16 protein-coding genes are annotated in these 17,799 nt (G+C 62.7%); 7 read left to right on the top strand and 9 right to left on the bottom strand.

From position 1 onward, the window contains the following. From NCS28_RS14705 to acnA, 4 genes are all read left to right on the top strand, one after another. Positions 1 to 162 (top strand): citrate/2-methylcitrate synthase (locus NCS28_RS14705; RefSeq protein WP_284504868.1); only part of this gene is annotated, 162 nt, incomplete at its 5' end. A gap of 90 nt (positions 163 to 252) precedes the next feature. Then, positions 253 to 765, top strand: coding sequence for a hypothetical protein (locus tag NCS28_RS14700; protein WP_250514501.1), 513 nt, complete (start codon positions 253 to 255; stop codon positions 763 to 765). A 32-nt stretch (positions 766 to 797) separates the two neighbouring features. Then, entirely contained in the window at positions 798 to 2,249 is a 1,452-nt protein-coding gene (locus tag NCS28_RS14695) for a bifunctional 2-methylcitrate dehydratase/aconitate hydratase (protein WP_250514500.1), read from the top strand. A gap of 44 nt (positions 2,250 to 2,293) precedes the next feature. Beyond that, the gene (gene acnA, locus NCS28_RS14690; protein ID WP_250514499.1) at positions 2,294 to 5,011 is read left to right on the top strand and encodes an aconitate hydratase AcnA; all 2,718 of its coding nucleotides are present in this window, start codon (positions 2,294 to 2,296) and stop codon (positions 5,009 to 5,011) included. Between the two features lie 83 nt (positions 5,012 to 5,094). Here acnA and NCS28_RS14685 read toward each other — a convergent pair whose 3' ends face one another. Continuing rightward, complete coding sequence (locus NCS28_RS14685) at positions 5,095 to 5,418, bottom strand: DUF2917 domain-containing protein (RefSeq protein ID WP_250514498.1); 324 nt, start codon at positions 5,416 to 5,418, stop codon at positions 5,095 to 5,097. Between the two features lie 298 nt (positions 5,419 to 5,716). Between NCS28_RS14685 and NCS28_RS14680 the strand changes: the two genes are divergently transcribed. Beyond that, the gene (locus tag NCS28_RS14680; RefSeq protein ID WP_250514497.1) at positions 5,717 to 7,141 is read left to right on the top strand and encodes an aminotransferase-like domain-containing protein; all 1,425 of its coding nucleotides are present in this window, start codon (positions 5,717 to 5,719) and stop codon (positions 7,139 to 7,141) included. Here the strand turns inward: NCS28_RS14680 and NCS28_RS14675 are convergent. The 6 genes from NCS28_RS14675 to NCS28_RS14650 all read right to left on the bottom strand — a co-directional run bounded on the left by NCS28_RS14675 (position 7,138) and on the right by NCS28_RS14650 (position 12,228). Further along, complete coding sequence (locus NCS28_RS14675; RefSeq protein WP_250514496.1) at positions 7,138 to 7,968, bottom strand: NAD(P)-dependent oxidoreductase; 831 nt, start codon at positions 7,966 to 7,968, stop codon at positions 7,138 to 7,140. The two genes, NCS28_RS14680 and NCS28_RS14675, sit on opposite strands and share 4 nt — an antisense overlap. A 64-nt stretch (positions 7,969 to 8,032) precedes the next feature. Then, entirely contained in the window at positions 8,033 to 8,263 is a 231-nt protein-coding gene (locus tag NCS28_RS14670; protein ID WP_250514495.1) for a hypothetical protein, read from the bottom strand. Positions 8,264 to 8,520: 257 nt separating this feature from the next. Further along, complete coding sequence (locus NCS28_RS14665) at positions 8,521 to 9,972, bottom strand: NAD-dependent succinate-semialdehyde dehydrogenase (RefSeq protein ID WP_250514494.1); 1,452 nt, start codon at positions 9,970 to 9,972, stop codon at positions 8,521 to 8,523. Positions 9,973 to 10,222: 250 nt separating this feature from the next. Further along, entirely contained in the window at positions 10,223 to 10,834 is a 612-nt protein-coding gene (locus tag NCS28_RS14660) for a hypothetical protein (protein WP_250514493.1), read from the bottom strand. 32 nt (positions 10,835 to 10,866) lie between these two features. Continuing rightward, on the bottom strand, positions 10,867 to 11,640 hold the full coding sequence (locus NCS28_RS14655; RefSeq protein ID WP_250514492.1) for a molybdopterin-dependent oxidoreductase: 774 nt from the start codon (positions 11,638 to 11,640) through the stop codon (positions 10,867 to 10,869). A gap of 3 nt (positions 11,641 to 11,643) precedes the next feature. Next, the gene (locus NCS28_RS14650; protein ID WP_250514491.1) at positions 11,644 to 12,228 is read right to left on the bottom strand and encodes a cytochrome b/b6 domain-containing protein; all 585 of its coding nucleotides are present in this window, start codon (positions 12,226 to 12,228) and stop codon (positions 11,644 to 11,646) included. A gap of 157 nt (positions 12,229 to 12,385) precedes the next feature. On the opposite strand from NCS28_RS14650, the gene NCS28_RS14645 reads away from it, so the two are divergent. Together NCS28_RS14645 and NCS28_RS14640 are read left to right on the top strand one after the other, a co-directional pair. Continuing rightward, positions 12,386 to 13,057: a heavy metal response regulator transcription factor gene (locus tag NCS28_RS14645; protein ID WP_250514490.1), complete on the top strand. Its 672-nt coding sequence runs from the start codon at positions 12,386 to 12,388 to the stop codon at positions 13,055 to 13,057. After that, a complete protein-coding gene (locus NCS28_RS14640) occupies positions 13,054 to 14,448 on the top strand; it encodes a heavy metal sensor histidine kinase (protein ID WP_250514489.1) in 1,395 nt (464 codons plus the stop codon). The genes NCS28_RS14645 and NCS28_RS14640 overlap by 4 nt, the downstream gene beginning before the upstream one ends. Positions 14,449 to 14,558: 110 nt before the next feature. On the opposite strand, the gene NCS28_RS14635 is transcribed toward NCS28_RS14640, so the two are convergent. Beyond that, a complete protein-coding gene (locus NCS28_RS14635) occupies positions 14,559 to 16,322 on the bottom strand; it encodes an FAD-dependent oxidoreductase (protein ID WP_502801192.1) in 1,764 nt (587 codons plus the stop codon). A gap of 32 nt (positions 16,323 to 16,354) precedes the next feature. Then, positions 16,355 to 17,452 carry a DedA family protein/thiosulfate sulfurtransferase GlpE gene (locus tag NCS28_RS14630; RefSeq protein ID WP_250514487.1) on the bottom strand — a complete coding sequence of 366 codons (1,098 nt, stop codon included), beginning with the start codon at positions 17,450 to 17,452 and terminating at the stop codon, positions 16,355 to 16,357. Positions 17,453 to 17,799: the final 347 nt, after the last annotated feature.

The raw sequence follows: 17,799 nt of genomic DNA, 5'->3' as shown, positions 1-17,799 counted from the left end.
GTGCCCACGGCCATGTTCACGCCGCTTTTCGTGATCTCGCGCACCTCGGGCTGGAGCGCGCACATCATCGAGCAACGCATCGACAACAAGATCATTCGGCCGAGCGCGAATTACACCGGGCCCGAGAATTTGAAGTTCGTCCCGATAAATAAGCGAAAATAGCGGGCTGCGCGATCGGATTTCGCGAGTAAGAAATCCACGCCGCGCGGCAAACCGCCATCAATCCCCAATGTTTTTGAAAGGTTTTTTTCGATGAATAAACTTCTGATCGCTGCAATCGCCGGTACGCTGGCTACGACGAGCGTCTTCGTCAGCGCCGACGCCTTCGCTGCGACGGCCACCGAATCGAGCGCGGCAAAGGCCAAGGCCAAGCGCCCCGCTCCGGCTCACCGCCTGATCAAGCGCAGCCCCAAGGCCGAAGCGGCCGCGGCGGCCAAGACTGATCCGATCCCCGAAGGTGCAGTGAAGTGGTCGTGCAAGGACGGTAACGCTTTCTATCTGAAAGGCGACATGAAGCGTGACGCCATCGTCACGGTGAACTGGGCCAAGAAGGATTACCGCCTGCCCCGCCAGGATACGACGACCGGCGCGGATCGTTTCCACGATTCGGCATCCGGCATGGACCTCGTCGTGATCCCGTCGAAAGCAATGCTGTTCTCGGATAAGGACTCGTCGCGCCTCGCCGACGAGTGCATGACGCCCGAAATGGCTGCGGGCGGCCCGGCTCCGACGCAGTCGAACGCGCTAATCAAGAACGCGGAGTAAGTTAGCTCAGCACTTAAATCAGGAATCACTCGATGTCCGCACCGATCTCCAACATCCGGCCCGAGCCGGACAAGGTACTGGTCGACATAGTCGACTACGTGCTCGATTACAGCGTCGACAGCACGCTTGCACTCGAAACGGCGCGCAACTGCCTGATCGACACACTCGGCTGCGGACTCGAAGCCCTCACGTACCCCGCCTGCACCAAGCTGATGGGACCGATCGTGCCCGGCACGATCGTCCCCAACGGCGCGAAAGTGCCAGGCACCCAGTTTCAACTCGACCCGGTACAGGCCGCGTTCAACATCGGCGCGATGATCCGCTGGCTCGACTTCAACGACACATGGCTCGCTGCGGAGTGGGGCCATCCGTCGGACAATCTCGGCGGCATTCTTGCAACGGCCGACTGGCTTTCGCGCAATGCGATCGCGTCGGGCAAGAAGCCGCTCGACATGAAAGACGTCTTGATCGCGATGGTCAAGGCGCACGAAATTCAAGGCTGCATCGCGCTCGAGAACTCGTTCAACAAGGTCGGGCTCGATCACGTGCTGCTCGTCAAGCTCGCGTCGACGGCAGTAGTCGGGCAGATGATCGGCCTCACGCGCGATGAGCTGATCAACGCGGTGTCTCTCGCCTTCGTCGATGGCCAAGCGCTGCGCACGTATCGTCATGCGCCCAATACGGGCTCGCGCAAGTCGTGGGCAGCAGGCGATGCCACCTCGCGCGCCGTGCGCCTCGCGTTGATCGCGAAGACCGGCGAGATGGGCTATCCGTCGGTCTTGACCGCTGAAACATGGGGCTTTTACGACGTGCTCTTCAAGGGAAACGCGTTCAAATTCCAGCGTCCGTATGGTTCTTACGTGATGGAGAACGTGCTCTTCAAGATCTCGTTTCCCGCCGAGTTCCATGCGCAAACGGCAGTAGAAGCCGCGATGACCTTGCACGGCAAGCTTAAAGAAGTTGGCAAGTCCGTCGATGACATCAGGAAGATCACGATTCGCACGCACGAAGCGGCGATTCGAATCATCGACAAGAAGGGGCCGCTGAACAACCCCGCAGACCGCGATCACTGCATTCAGTACATGATCGCCGTGCCGCTGATCCACGGCCGTCTCACCGCCGCCGATTACGAAGATTCCATCGCGCAGAACCCGCGCATCGACACGCTGCGCGCGAAGATGGAATGCGTGGAAAACCCGCAATACACGAAGGATTATCACGACCCGGACAAGCGTTCTATTGCGAATGCGCTGACCGTCGAATTCGACGACGGCACGAAGCTCGATGAAATCGCGGTCGAATATCCGATCGGTCACAAGCGCCGTCGCGCCGATGGCATTCCGCTGCTCGTCGAGAAGTTCAGGACCAATCTGGCGCGCCGTTTCCCGCAAAAGCAGCAGCAGGCGATACTTGCGGTATCGCTCGATCAGGCAAAGCTCGAAGCGATGCCGGTCAATGAATATGTCGATCTGTACGTGATTTAGCCTTAGAGAAGCAATTTCCTCGTCTTAGTCCAAGGAAAATAACCATGGCCCACAATCTACACAACACGCTCAAGGAATTCGACAGCGGCTCCGGCAAAGGCAAGCTCTACTCGCTGCCGCAACTCGGCGACGCGCTGAAGGTCAAGATCGAGCGCCTGCCTGTCTCGATCCGGCTGGTGCTCGAATCGGTGCTGCGCAACTACGACGGCAAGAAGATTTCGGAAGAGCACATCGAGCAACTGGCGAACTGGAAGCCGAACGCCGCCCGTGTCGATGAAATTCCGTTCGTGGTCGCGCGCGTCGTGCTGCAGGACTTTACCGGCGTGCCGCTCCTCGCCGACATCGCCGCGATGCGTGGCGTTGCCAAGCGCGCGGGCAAGGATCCGAAGGCAATCGAGCCGCTCGTGCCGGTGGATCTCGTCGTCGATCACTCGGTTCAGATCGATCATTTCCGCGAGCCGAACGCGCTCGACCTGAACATGAAGCTGGAATTTCAGCGCAACAATGAGCGCTACCAGTTCATGAAGTGGGGCATGCAGGCGTTCGACACGTTCAAGGTCGTGCCGCCGGGCATCGGCATCGTGCACCAGGTGAACCTCGAATACCTCGCGCGCGGCGTGCACAAGAAGACCGAAGGCAACGAGACCGTCTACTACCCGGACACGCTCGTCGGCACGGACAGCCACACGACGATGATCAACGGCATCGGCGTAGTGGGCTGGGGCGTGGGCGGCATCGAAGCGGAAGCGGGCATGCTCGGCCAGCCGGTGTACTTTCTGACGCCGGACGTGGTCGGCGTCGAGCTGAAGGGCAAGCTGCGCGAAGGTTGCACGGCGACCGACCTCGTGCTGACCATCACCGAAATGCTGCGCAAGGAAAAGGTCGTCGGCAAGTTCGTCGAATTCTTCGGCGAAGGCACGGCCTCGATCGGCGTGCCGGACCGCGCGACCATCGGCAACATGGCGCCCGAGTACGGCGCGACGATGGGCTTTTTCCCCGTCGACGAAAAGACCATCGAATACTTCAAGGGCACGGGCCGCACCGACGAGGAAATCGCCGCCTTCGAGCAGTACTTCAAGGCGCAGAAGCTGTGGGGCGTGCCGAAGGCCGGCGACATCGACTACACCAAGACGCTCACGCTGGATCTGGGCACGGTCGCGCCGTCGCTCGCGGGTCCGAAGCGTCCGCAGGACCGCATCGAAATCGGCAATGTGAAGAGCACGTTCGTCGATCTGTTCTCGAAGCCGGTCGGTGAAAACGGCTTCAACAAGAAGGCCGCCGATCTCGACACGCAATACAAGACGACCGACGGCGTGAATCTGAAGAACGGCGACGTGCTGATCGCCGCGATCACGTCGTGCACGAACACGTCGAACCCGAGCGTGCTGCTCGCTGCCGGCTTGCTGGCGAAGAAGGCCGTCGAAGCGGGTCTGACGGTCGCGCCGCACATCAAGACGTCGCTCGCGCCGGGATCGCGCATCGTCACCGAATATCTGACGAAGACGGGTCTTCTGCCCTATCTCGACAAGCTCGGTTTCACGCTCGCCGCTTACGGATGCACGACCTGCATCGGCAACGCGGGCGATCTGACGCCGGAACTGAACGACGCCATCACGAAGAACGACGTCGTCGCGGCCGCGGTGCTGTCGGGCAACCGCAACTTCGAGGCGCGCATTCACCCGAATATCCGCGCGAACTTCCTGGCTTCGCCGCCGCTCGTCGTGGCTTACGCGATCGCGGGCAACATCACGCGCGACCTGATGACGGAGCCTGTCGGCCAGGGCACGGACGGCCGCGACATCTATCTCGGCGACATCTGGCCGACGAGCGACGAAGTCCATGCGCTGCTCAAGTTCGCGCTCGACGCGAAGGCGTTCCGCGAGAACTACTCGCAGCTCACGAAGGACGGCGACCTGTGGAGCAAGATCGCGGGCGAAAGCGGTCAGGTGTATGACTGGCCGAAGTCGACGTACATCGCCGAGCCGCCGTTCTTCGGCAGCGACTTTTCGATGAAGCCGGCCGATTCGATCCCCGCGGTGACGGGCGCGCGCGCGCTCGGCATCTTCGGCGATTCCGTGACGACCGATCACATCAGCCCGGCGGGTTCGATCAAGGAAACGTCGCCGGCGGGCGTGTGGCTGAAGGCGAACGGCGTGCAGAAGGCCGACTTCAACAGCTACGGCTCGCGTCGCGGCAATCACGACGTGATGATGCGCGGCACCTTCGCGAACGTGCGCATCAAGAACCTGATGATCCCGGCGAAGGCCGACGGCACGCGCATCGAAGGCGGCCTGACGATTCATCAGCCGAGCGGCGAACAGTTGTCGATCTACGACGCGGCGATGAAGTACATCGATGCCGGCACGCCGACCATCGTGTTCGCGGGCGAAGAATACGGCACGGGTTCGTCGCGGGACTGGGCGGCGAAGGGCACGCAACTGCTCGGCGTGAAGGCCGTGGTCGCGCGCAGCTTCGAGCGTATCCATCGCTCGAATCTCGTCGGCATGGGCGTGTTGCCGCTGCAGTTCAAGGGCTCGGACAGCGTCCAGTCGCTGAACATCACCGGCGAAGAGACGTACGACATCGAAGGTCTCGGCGACGACTTCAAGCCGCAGCAGGAAGTCACGCTCGTGATCCATCGCAAGGACGGCAAGGACCATCGCGTGCAGGTGCTGCTGCGCATCGACACGCCGATCGAAGTGGACTACTACAAGCACGGCGGGATTCTGCCGTTCGTGCTGCGCTCGCTGCTCGCGGCGTAAGCGTAGTCTGCGGTTTTGCAGGTGACCGCGCTCGAAAGAGCGCGGGAACATTGGACCCGGCCACGGCCGGGTTTTTTTTCGCCTTAGGCTTTCAACGTCGCGAGTTTCGTCGGCACGGCACGGCGCGCAAACCACGCGCGCGCGATTTCGCCCAGCCTGCGCGCGCCGCCGCGCGTCGAGTCGGATGCCATCGAGAACCAACTGGCGTCCTGCGTTCCGCTGACCCAGATCGTCGTGTACGGCTTCAGTTCGACGGACGCGCCCGCGTCGAGCCAGTAATCGTCGGCTGCGCCTTCGATGGTCAGCCAGACCTGCCCGCGCGTCACGCGCAACGTCTGAGGCCGATCGATCACCCAGCGTGTCGGCGGGTCGCGCCGATCGAGTTCGAATGTCCGGATTTCACGCATGATGCTGCTCCTTCGGATCGTGTAACTGGAAGGCCGCTTTCGCATGCCGAAAGCAGCCGTTGATCCTATTATTCGACCGATTTCGAACAGCTTGAATGAACACTTATGAACAGTTGCAGCAGAACTGTTAAGCTGATTTAGCCGAACAGTTCATATCAATCTGACACTTTTAAAACAGTTCGTCTAGCCGTTCGGCCAGTCTTGACGCGGCTTTTCGGATGCGTTCGAATGGCGCAAAGACACCGGTGAACAGCGAAATTGAACTGTCCACTTCGAATGACCGAACAGTCCGGACATCATGAACGCACTTCCGCTCCACATCGACGGCGGCACCGGCGTGCCGCTGACCGAGCAGATCGTCGATCAGATCGAGGCGATGATCCGTTCGCGCCGCGTGCTCGCGGGCGCGAAGCTGCCGTCGATCCGTCAGCTCGCCGCCGAGCAGCGCATCAGCCGCTTTCCGGTGATCGAGGCCTACGACCGGCTCGCGTCGCGCGGGCTGATCCAGCCGAAGCACGGTTCCGGCTTCTATGTGGCGAATCATGTCGACGAACGCGACGCTAACGCCGGCAATTGCGATCCGCGCCTCGCGGAAGAAGAGTCGAACCAGATCCTTCAGCAGTTCAACTATCCCGGCGAGTCGCTGAAGCTGTCGAGCGGCTTCATCCCGGAGGCGTGGCGCGACGTGGACGGCCTCACGCAGGCGATCCGACAAGCGTCGCGCATCGACGTGCCCAGCGTGATCGACTACGCGATTCCTCATGGCGACACCAGCCTGCGCCAGCAAGTCGTGATGCGCATAAACGCGCTCGGCATCGCCGCCGATCTGCCGAACGTGATGATCACCAACGGCGCGAGTCAGGCGCTCGATTTGATCGTGCGTTACATGCTGAAGCCGGGCGATACGGTGTTCGTCGAAGATCCCGGTTACTACAATCTCTTCGGGCTTCTGAAGTTGCAAGGCGTGCGTCTCGTCGGCGTGCCGCGGCTCGCGAATGGTCCCGACATCGACATCGCGGAAGAACTGCTCAAGCAGCATCAACCGAAGCTCTTCTTCATCAACACCGTGTTCCAGAACCCGACCGCGACGAACATCGCGCCGCAAGTCGCGTTCAGGCTGCTGCAACTCGCGACGCAACACGGCTTCACGATCGTCGAGGACGATATCTACGCCGACTTTCAGGCCGTGCCGACGCAACGGCTCGCATCGCTCGATCAGTTCGACCGCGTGATCTATGTCGGCGGCTTGTCGAAGACGCTTTCGTCGTCGCTGCGTATCGGCTATCTCGCGGCGAATCGCGAGCTCGTGAAGAATCTCGTCGACGTAAAGGTGCTGACGAGTCTCGGCGGCACGCGTTTCGCGGAGAGCGTCGCCGCGAGCCTGCTCGAACGCGGCACGTATCGCAAGTATCTGGAACGGCTGCGCAAGCGCGTGCGCGATTCGCTGTCGAGCGCGGTGCAAACGCTCGAAAGCTTCGGCTGGGATGTGTTCGACGAACCAAGCGGCGGCAACTTCGTGTGGGCGAAAGTGCCGGGCATCGACGATTCGTCCGTGCTCGTCGACGAAGCCGTGCAGTTCGGTGTGACGCTCGCGCCGGGCAGCTATTACCGGCCGAACGGCGAAGCGTGCCCGTGGGTGCGCATCAACTCCGCGTATGCGGGCGACCGGCGCGCGGCGCGCTTCTTCGAGCACATGCAAGAAGCAACGGCCGTGCGCGCCTAACGGCGCTCATCGAAGAAGCGTTCGAGCGCGTCGGTCGCGTCCTTGTCCTTAGCAAGCCGCGCGTAAAGTCCGGCCGCGCCTTCGTAGATGCGATGCTCCGCGAATTCATCGCCGATGAACTGCGCGATCTCTTCCATCTCCGCGACCCATCGATACGCCTTCGGCGGCATGCGCGGCACATTGCCCGCGAGCCACGTGGCAAGCGCGGGCTGACTCTGCGCGAGTTCGGCGAGAAGCGCATCGCCTGCGCCGTTGCGCATCGCGGCGAGCGACATGGCCGAGCCGAGCGCCGTCAGTCCCTTCGTGATGCCTGCATACGACATCTTGAGCGCGGACGCTGCGCCCACGGGTCCATCGAGCACGCGCACGGCGAGACCGGCATCGGCGAGCGGCTGCGTGCGCCCGGCATGCGGCCCCGACATGTAAAACTTCGGCGACGAAGGCATGCCGATGATCGCGCCATCGACAAACGGCGCGCCGGCCGGTTCGAGCACGCGCTCGATCTCTCTGACGGTATCGGGATTGATCGCGTTGCAATCGATGTAGAGCGGCCGTACGCTCGCTCGTTCGAGCACGGACACCATGCGCTTCGCTGTATCGATTGCGACTGCGGGCGGCACGATCGACAGAACGAACTCGCATGCCGCGAGGCTATCGAGGCTCGCGTCTTCCATGCCGGCCTCTCGTGCGCGCGCTGCGCTGGCGGCGCTGCGGCCTTCGAGCGATGTCAGCACGCGCGCGCCCGATTGCGTCAATGCACGGCCGATGGCCGATCCCATGCTGCCCGCGCCGAGAATCGCGACGCTCGGATGTTTCGATTGAGTCACTTGCAGGCTCCGTGTATCCGCGAACGAAACACAGGATACGCTGGCCGGCGAGGACGCGCTCGGCCTACTCGCTGTCTTCGGCTTCGTTCGAGCGAAGATGCCAGAGCGCATCGAGCCTTTTGAGCACATCGTGACCTTTCGGCGTGAGAAGCGGCATCGGCACGCCGGTCGGCAGCCGCGTGATCTCGACGAGCGCTTCCTGCCGCAAACGCGCCGCATGCTGACCGAAGACTTCGACCTGATGCGGCGAGCGCTCGATCAATAGGAGCGTGGAAATTTCGTGTGGGCTCAGCATTCGATTCTCCATGCGTCGGACGAGCGGAAGGCACGTATCGGTACATGCTAGAGAGCGAAGCTGGCAATTCGGCTACGGATATTTTTCCGCGTGTTACGGCGTAACACGCGCGAAACGGGCGCGAAACAGGAGCGAAACGGGCGCTTATTGCACGATGATTTCACGCGTCTTTCGATTCGCCATCCTTATCATTTCAGTGCAATACAAAGCGGCCCTTCGAAGGGCCGCTTTTCATGCTACAAACATCCACGCAAGAATCAACGATGCTCCGTCACGAACTTGGTGACGAGATACGCTTCCATCGCTTCGCTGCCGCCTTCCGAGCCATAGCCCGAGTCCTTCACGCCGCCGAACGGCGTCTCCGGCAATGCGAGGCCGTGGTGGTTGATCGAGAGCATCCCGCTTTCGATATCGTCCGACACCGCCGCCGATGTCGCCGCCGAACTCGTGTAAGCGTACGCCGCGAGTCCGTAAGGCAGACGATTCGCCTCGGCGATCACTTCGTCATACGACTTGAAGGACGAGATCGGCGCGATCGGACCGAACGGCTCTTCGGTCATGATGCGTGCGCTCAGCGGCACATCCGTGAGCACCGTAGGCGCGAAGAAGTAGCCTTCGCGTCCGATGCGCTCGCCTCCCGTCAACACCCTCGCGCCATGCTCGCGCGCATCGGCGACGAGACGTTCCATCGCTTCGAGACGGCGGCCGTTCGCGAGCGGGCCCATCTGTACGCCGTCGTCGAGGCCATTGCCGACCTTCACCGCCTTCGCGGTCGCGACGAAGTGCTGCACGAATTCGTCGTACGCGGCTTCCTCGACGAGGAAACGCGTCGGCGAAATGCATACCTGGCCCGCGTTGCGGAATTTGGCCGATGCCAGCATCTTCGCCGCGCGGGGAATGTCGGCGTCCTTGAACACGATGGCGGGCGCGTGGCCGCCCAGTTCCATTGTCACGCGCTTCATGTGCTCGCCCGCGAGCGATGCGAGCAGCTTGCCGACCGGCGTCGAACCGGTGAACGAAATCTTGCGGATTGCAGGATGCGCGATCAGATACTTCGAGACGTCGGCGGGCACGCCGAACACGAGATTCAGCACGCCGGCGGGCAGGCCTGCATCGGCATAGGCCTGCACGAGCGCCGCGCAACTCGCGGGCGTTTCCTCGGGGCCTTTCAGCACGACCGAGCAACCCGACGCGAGCGCGGCCGATACCTTGCGCACCGCCTGATTGATCGGGAAATTCCACGGCGTGAAGGCGGCCACTGGACCGACCGGTTCGCGCGTGACGATCTGGCGCACCGCGTCCGTGCGCGACGGAATCACGCGGCCATACGTGCGGCGCCCTTCTTCCGCGAACCATTCGATGATATCCGCCGCCGACAGTGTTTCGATGCGTGCCTCGCCGAATGGCTTGCCCTGCTCCATCGTCATGATGGCGGCGATCTGCTCGGCGCGTTCGCGAATGATCTGCGCCGCGCGGCGCATCAGCTTGCTGCGCTCGTAGGGCGAGACCTTGCGCCATTGCCTGAAGCCGCGCGCGGCGGCATCGGCTGCGAGTGAAAGCTCCGTTTCGCCCGCGAGCGCGAGACGGCCGATCTCGGCTTCGTTCGCGGGATTGATCACGGCGGTGTCGCGCGAGCCGTCGCGCCAGGCGCCGTCGATATAAAGCTGTGTATTCGGATAGGCAGGAATGTCGGAACGCGTGTTGCTCATGCATGTCTCCTTACGAGGGGCGCGGCCTGAAGCGTGTTGCGCAGGATCAATAGACGCAAACATCAATGTTATCCCGAACGCGTTACTTCTGCCGATACGCGCCATGTTCAATGGATAGGTGCAGAGCTCGGCGCCACGCGCTTCGACGATACCGTGTCGAACGTGAGGCACATCCGCACGATGCTCGAATGACGAACGCCCGCCGGAAACATCCCGGCGGGCGAGCATGCTGCGCAAAAACGCGGACCGCTTACATCGGCGGCACGACGCCATCCTTCTCCACGACGATACGTTGAGCCGTGAAGTCCGAGCCCGCCGGACTCGCGACGACGAACACTTTCTTGCCCGGCTTCAGATCGTCATGCGTTGCCGGCGCGAAGGTCACGACAGGCACGTTCTCCGGCACCGTCACCGCATTCGAGCCGCCCTTGTACGAGAGCTTCAGATCGCGGCCGCTCGTGCCTTGCACGACCTGATCGACATTCGCGTTGGTCATCGAGCTTTGCGGGCCGAGATCCCACGCATAGTGGCCTTCGCCCGTGCCGCGCGCGGCTTCCGGGAACACGAGCACTTCGGTCGCGGTGAGCTTGCCGTCCGTGCCGGTGGTCGCCGCCGTGCCGACGAACGAGCCCGGCTTGATGTCCTGCAGCTTGATGTTCTTCAGCGCGGTAACGGGCGTATCCGACTTGACGGCGATCTTCACCGTGTCGCCGCTGCGTCGATGAACGGTGAGCGTATCGCCGGTCAGCGACACGATATCGCCGCGAATGCGCGCCGGTTTTGCGGCGGGCGTCTGCGCAAAGGCTGCGGAAGCGAGTGCGAGCGTCACGATGCTGACGCCGAGTTTGATTCGAATCGACATGCAATCTCCTTCGAGTGATAAAAGCGGTGGCTTCAGGACCCGCCGAACCAGTTATAGCCCTGATTCTCCCAATAGCCGCCGGGGTAGTCGTTCGTCACGGTGATCGCGACGATGTGCTTCGGGTTCTTGTAGCCGAGCTTGGTCGGCATGCGCAGCTTCATCGGGAAGCCGTATTTCGGCGGCAGAATCTGGCCGTCGTAAGTGAGCGTGAGCAGCGTCTGCGCGTGCAGCGCGGTCGGCATGTCGATGCTCGTCGAGTAGTTGTCCGCGCAATGAAAGGCCACATATTTCGCGCTCGTATCGGCCCCTGCGCGTGCAAGCACTTGCGCGAAACGCACGCCGCCCCACTTGCCGATTGCGCTCCAGCCTTCGATGCAGATATGCCGCGTCACCTGGCTTTCCTGCGGCATCGCGTGCAGTTCGTCGAGCGTCCAGACGCGCTTGCCTTTGACGAGGCCACCTATCTCCAGCTTGTACGTCGACGGGTCTACCTCGGGCACTTCGTCGACGTCATAGAACGCGTTGAACGGAAACGGGCGCGTGATCATCGATTCGGGATACGTCGGCGCGAGCTTGTCCGGATCGAACAGCAGCGCCTGAACGTCGTCGTTGAACGACGAAATGCGGCGCAGCATCGCGTTGACGGATTTGTCGTCGGTGATGTTGCAGCCGGACAGCATGGCGAGCCCTCCGAGCGACAGAATGCGCTTGCCGAATAAACGTCGCGCGGGCGCCTTCAATTCCTTCGCCGCGTCCTTGATGATCAGTTCGGCATCGGGTCTCGATTCGAATAACTTGAGCGACATGGCTTAACGACCTCGAATCATCATCACGAGCGAGCGCGGCACGAGCGCGACCATTACCACATGAACCACGAAGAACGCGACCAGAAAGCTCATGGCGAAGAAATGCACGACGCGTGCGTCGTCATAGCCGCCCATCAGCGTTCGAAACAACGGAAACTGTACGGACTTCCATACGGCGAGGCCTGACAGAATCACGATCACGATGTCCGCGATCACCGCCAGATACGCGAACTTTTGCACGGCGTTGTAGTGCGTGAGATCGTCGTGGCCGAGCTTGCCGCGCAATGCGGCGAATGCGTCGGTGACGATGCTTCTGATCGAAATCGGAAACATGCGGCGGCGCAGGCGGCCCGTGAAAAGATTCATCGCGACATACACGGTGAAGTTCGCGACCAGCAGCCACATCGCCGCGAAATGCCATTGCAGCGCGCCGCCGAGCCAGCCGCCGAGCGTGATGGCGGGCGGGAAGGCAATGGACTTGAATATCGGCGATGCGTTGTAGATTTGCCAGCCGCTCGTCACCATGATCAACACGGCGAACGCGTTGAGCCAGTGCGTGATGCGCAGCCATAACGGTTGTATTTGCACGTCGTCGAGCCTCGTGATTCGATGGAGTTTTCGAGGGGCATGGTAGCGACGCGCCCCTGATCGATCGATGACCTCTCGATGACTTTTTTGTCATCTTTGGCGAGACCCGCATGTGCTCTCGCTAGAATGACGGCAATCCATCCAACGCAGCGCCAGCATGACAATCCTCGTTATCGAAGACGACCGCAAGACCGGCGACTACCTGAAAAAAGGGCTCATCGAGTCCGGTTATCAGGTCGAGCTCGTGCGCAACGGCACGGACGGATTGCATCAGGCGCTCGCGAACCCGTACGAACTGATCGTGCTCGATGTGATGCTTCCCGGCATCGACGGCTGGCAGGTGATGTCCGCGTTGCGCGCGAAACGTGACTTGCCTGTCATTTTTCTGACCGCGCGCGATCACGTGACGGACCGCATACACGGACTCGAACTCGGCGCGGACGATTACCTCGTCAAGCCCTTCTCCTTCACCGAACTCGTGCTGCGCATTCGCACGCTGCTAAGGCGCGGCGTGATGCGCGAATCGGATACGTTTCAGATTGCCGATCTGCATGTCGATGTCCTGCGCCGCAAGGTGACGCGCAAGGGTATCGACATCGCGCTCACGAACAAGGAGTTCGCGCTCCTGCATCTCTTTTGCAAGCATCAGGGCGAGGCGTTGTCGCGCACGCTCATCGCATCGGAAGTGTGGGACATGAACTTCGACAGCGATACAAATGTCGTCGATGTCGCCGTGAAGCGGCTGCGCGCGAAGATCGATAACCCGTTCGATCTGAAGCTGATTCACACGGTGCGCAGCATCGGCTATTCGTTCGGGGAGAATCCTTGAACCGGCCTTCGCGTTCGCTTGCAATACGTATCGCACTTTCCTTTGCGGTGATCGTGTGCGTCGTGGTCGGGATGGTCGGCGCGTCGCTCTATCATGCGACGAATCGCGCGCTGTCCACGCGCGCCGACTATCAGTTGATCGGACGAGTCGAACATTTTCGCTCGCTGCTGCACGATCTCTACACGATCAACGAAATCGAAGCGCGGCCGAAGCTCTTCGAAACGATGCTCGGCGACCGGCAGGACGTCATCTTCTTCCGACGCGCGGGCTCGGCGCCTTTCATCACCGTGAATCCGGAAAAGATGCCGTTGCCGCCGCTGCATATCGTGCCGATGACACGGGCCATCGGACTCGACGATCTGTACGAAGGCTCGCGCGCGGATGGCGTGCGCATGCGTTGGGTCGGCGCGCAGGCGCGTATCGGCGAGAGCGGCGAAGTGGTCGAGATCATCGCGGCGCACGTGATGACGCAGGAAGCGATCGTCTTGTCGGCGTATCTCGAACGCGTGTGGATCACGGTGATCGGCGCGGTGCTCGTGACGCTTTTGCTCGCCTACTGGGTGACGAGCCGCGGACTCATGCCGCTCAAGGCGATGGCCGACAAGGCCGCGGAGATCACGCCGAACCGTCTTTCCGCGCGGCTCGACGTCGCGCACGTGCCCGCCGAATTGCAGAGCCTCGCGGCCTCGTTCAATGCGATGCTCGATCGACTCGAACACGGCTATGAACGCCTGTTGCAATTCTCCGCGGATCTTGCGCACGAACTGCGCACGCCGATCGGCGTGCTGATCGGCGAGACGCAAGTTGCGCTCGCGCATGAGCGCAACGTCGCCGAATATCGCGGCGTGCTGGAATCGAATCTCGAGGAGCTGGAGCGGCTCGCACGCATCGCGCAGAACATTCTGTTTCTCGCGCAGGCGGATCATGGGCAGCAACGCATCGAGCGTGAGCGGCTCGATATTCGCGAGGAACTGGAGACCATCGGCGCTTACTTCGAAGGTATTGCGGATGAACGTCGCATCACGTTCGATATCGATGCCGAGGGCGAGATGGTTGCGAATGCAATCATGTGCCGGAGGGCGATCGGCAATGTGGTGGTGAATGCCGTGCGGTATGCGACGCCGGGCACCGTGGTGCGGCTAAGCGGACACGTGGATGAGCACGGTGCGAGAATTGTGGTTGGTAATCGCGGTCCGCACATCGGGCAAGAGGAGCTTGGCAAGCTCTTTGACCGCTTTTATCGTGGGGATGCGGCGCGCAGCGAGTTCACTGAGTCGAGCGGACTCGGGTTGTCGATCGTTCAGGCAATCATGAGGTTGCATGGCGGTCGTGTGACCGCTGACTGCACTTTTGATGGATGGATCGAGTTTTCCTTGCTGTTTCCCGCTTGAGTTTTTCTTGTGGAATCCTGATTTCTTAGCGGTTTATTAGCACTGCCCGGCACAGGGGCAGTGCTAATAAATCAACATGAAAACGGTATCCGGCGAAGCGAAAAAAACCTTCAAGGCACCGGCGCCGCCAACGCCTCCCGCCGAGCCAACAACCCATGAATCTGCGCAACCACCGCCGCCCCTTCCCCCACAGCGGCAGCAACCCGCTTGGTCGAAGTCGACCGCACATCGCCGATAGCAAATACCCCCGGCACGCTAGTTTCGAGAGCCATCACGCCCTCGGTGCGTCCCTCGTGCGCCTCCGGCCCGGTCAGCACGAAACCCTTCCCATCGACATTCACATTGCAATTACGCAGCCAGTCCGTATTCGGATCCGCGCCGGTAAAAAGAAACAGATGCCGCGAGTCGATCGTGACCGGTCCGTCCGGCGTCCGGCAATTGACGGCAGTCAGCGCGCGCCCATCGCCATCGAGCGACGTAATCTGCGTATGCGTGCGCACCGTGACGTTCGGCAACGAGCCGATCCGCTCCACCAGATAATGCGACATGCTCGCCGACAACCCCGCGCCGCGAATCAGCACATGCACGTGCTTCGCATGCGTCGCGAGATACACCACCGCCTGTCCCGCCGAATTACCGCCGCCGACGAGCACCACTTCCGAGTTCTTGCACAGCTTCGCCTCGACCGGCGACGCCCAGTAGTACGTGCCGTGCCCTTCGTAACGCTCGAGCCCGGCGATGCCCGGCCGCCGATACGCCGCGCCCGACGCGATCACCACCGTCTGCGTCGTCACGCGCGTGCCGTTCTCCAGCTCGATCTGGATGGGATTGCAATCGCAATGCAGCGCCTTGATCTTCGTCGGAATCGCAATATGCGCGCCGAACTTCTGCGCCTGCACGAACGCGCGGCCGGCAAGCGCCTGACCGGAAATGCCGGTCGGAAAGCCGAGATAGTTTTCGATGCGCGAGCTCGCGCCCGCCTGCCCGCCCGGCGCGCGGCAATCGAACACCGCCACCGACAAACCCTCGGACGCCGCATACACGGCCGTCGCGAGCCCCGCCGGCCCCGCGCCGACGATCGCGACATCGTAGACATGCGCCGGATCGAACTCGGGCAGCCAGCCGAGCTGCGTCGCGACCTGGTTTTCGCTGGGCGCGCGCAGCACGGTGCCGTCCGGGCAGATGACGAGCGGAAAGTCGGACGTCGATGCCGATATGCGTTCGAGCAGCGCGATCGCGTCGGGATCGGTGCACGCGTCGATCACCGTGTGCGGATAACCGTTGCGCCGCAGAAAGCCTTGCAGCGACACCAGACGGCCATCGTCCGACTGGCCGAGCAGCACCGGCCCGCTGCCCTTTTCGATCAGCCCCACGCGCCGCAGGATCAGCGCGCGCATGATGCGCTCGCCCAGTTCCGCTTCGGCGACGAGCAGCGCGCGCAGCCGTTCCGGCGGAATCACGATGCCGTCGACATCCTCGGCGGCGACGCCATCGACGAGACAGGGCTTGCCCGACAACTGCGCCACTTCCGCCAGAAAATGCCCCGGCCCGTGCTCGACGACGAGATGCTCCTGCCCGAGCGCATTGCGCCGCGTCACGCGCACGAGCCCCTTCAGCACGATCACCATGCCGCGTCCGGTCTCGCCCATGCGGAACATCCAGTCGCCCCGGCGCCAGTGCGAAGCCGTGCCGAAACGGCTCATGCGCTCGATCTCGTTGTCCGTCAGGCGCGGAAACATCTGGTGCGTGCGCGTTTCGAGCGGCGAGAAAGGCGCGCTGTCGTCGGATGCGGCCGCTGCGGCCGGCGACGGCACGACGTTCGGATCCGGATTCTGCAGCGGCTCGCGCGCGCTCCACGCGACGACATTCGGCATGCCTTGACCCGACTCGTTGAACGGCGTTGTGCTCATGCGCGATCTCCGTGTGGAAAACCAGCTTCATGCAGGGATTGCGGGCGCGCGGGCGATGCCGCCGGCGATTTCACGGGCCAGGGGCACATCGCCGCCATTTCCGCGACCTCCTCGGGCGTGGCCGCCGCGAGCTCGCCGAACTCGGTCAGCGTGGCGACCTCGAAACCGGCGAGCCGCCACGCATCCAGTCCGCCCGTCAGCGGCACGACGTCGCGAAAGCCCGCGTTGCGCATGGTCTTCGCCATCCACGCGGCCGACACTTCGTTCGGGCACGAGCAGTAGATGACGACTTTGCGCGACTTGTCGTAGTTCTCGATGATCCTCGCGAGATCGCGTTCGTCGGCGAAGAGTGAACCGGGAATCGCGGCCGGATCGAGCATGCGCTTTTCCGGCGAGCGAATATCGAAGATCACGGGCAGCGGCTGGTCGTTCATCAACGCGTAAAGCTCGTCCACGCTGATGCGGGCCTTTTCCAGCGTCGCCATGAGCGCGCGACGGCGCCACCAGCGATACGCGACGTAGATCGCGAGCAGCACTGCGACCACGGCGACCGCCTGCCGGCCGAGCTGCGAGATCATCGCGAAGACCATTTCCAGCTGCGCCGCGAAGATGACGCCGATGGTCAGCCCGACCGCGCCCCACAGTGCGATGCCCGCGCCATCGTGCGCGATGAAGCTGCGCAGCTTCACGCCCATTGCGCCCGCGAGCGGCACGGAGACGAGCGAAAGCCCCGGGATGAACTTCGCGACGAGCAGAATGCGCACGCCCCAGCGGCCGAAGAAACGCTCGGTCTTCTTCACGCAGGTATCGCGCGAAAGGGACAGCTTGCAGATGGTCTTGAGCGTCTTGTCGCCGTACTTGCGCCCGCCCTGGAACCAGACGAGATCGCCGAGCACACCGCCCGCCACCGCGACGCACAGCACGCCCAGCAGCGCCGGCCAGAACGCGCCGCCGTTCACGGCCATCAGCGCGATGGACGCGCCGACGACAATCATCGTCGGCATGGCGGGCACGGGCAGCCCGAGCGCCGAGCCCATTACGTTGATGAATACGATCGCCGGGCCGAACCGATCGACTAGCTGATGCAACAACATGGGATTCTCCCGCGCGGGATGGGTGTGTTCACGGGACGACGGGACGCGCGCCGCGAAACCGGCGCTGCGAAGGCGCAAGAAGCACGAAAGCGAAAGAGATACGAGCTTGCGGCCGCTCGTGGTTCAACGCGGTGCACGCGGCGCCGGGCCGACGTTCGTCACATGCAAGAGATAAGTGTAGCCCGGAAATGCGCATGTAAGCATGACAGGCGCACGGGACGCGGGCGGGGGGGGGGGGGGGGGGGGGGGGGGGGGGGGGGGGGGGGGGGTTGGGGGGGGGGGGGGGGGGGGGGGGGGGGGGGGGGGGGGGGGGGGGGGGGGGGGGGGGGGGGGGGGGGGGGGGGGGG

Origin of the sequence: Caballeronia sp. INDeC2, from assembly GCF_023631325.1 — a bacterium.
In the GTDB taxonomy this organism is placed as follows: Bacteria; Pseudomonadota; Gammaproteobacteria; order Burkholderiales; family Burkholderiaceae; genus Caballeronia.
The sequence above is the reverse complement of the archived record's forward strand: the minus strand, read 5'-3'. Positions and strand labels throughout refer to the sequence as shown.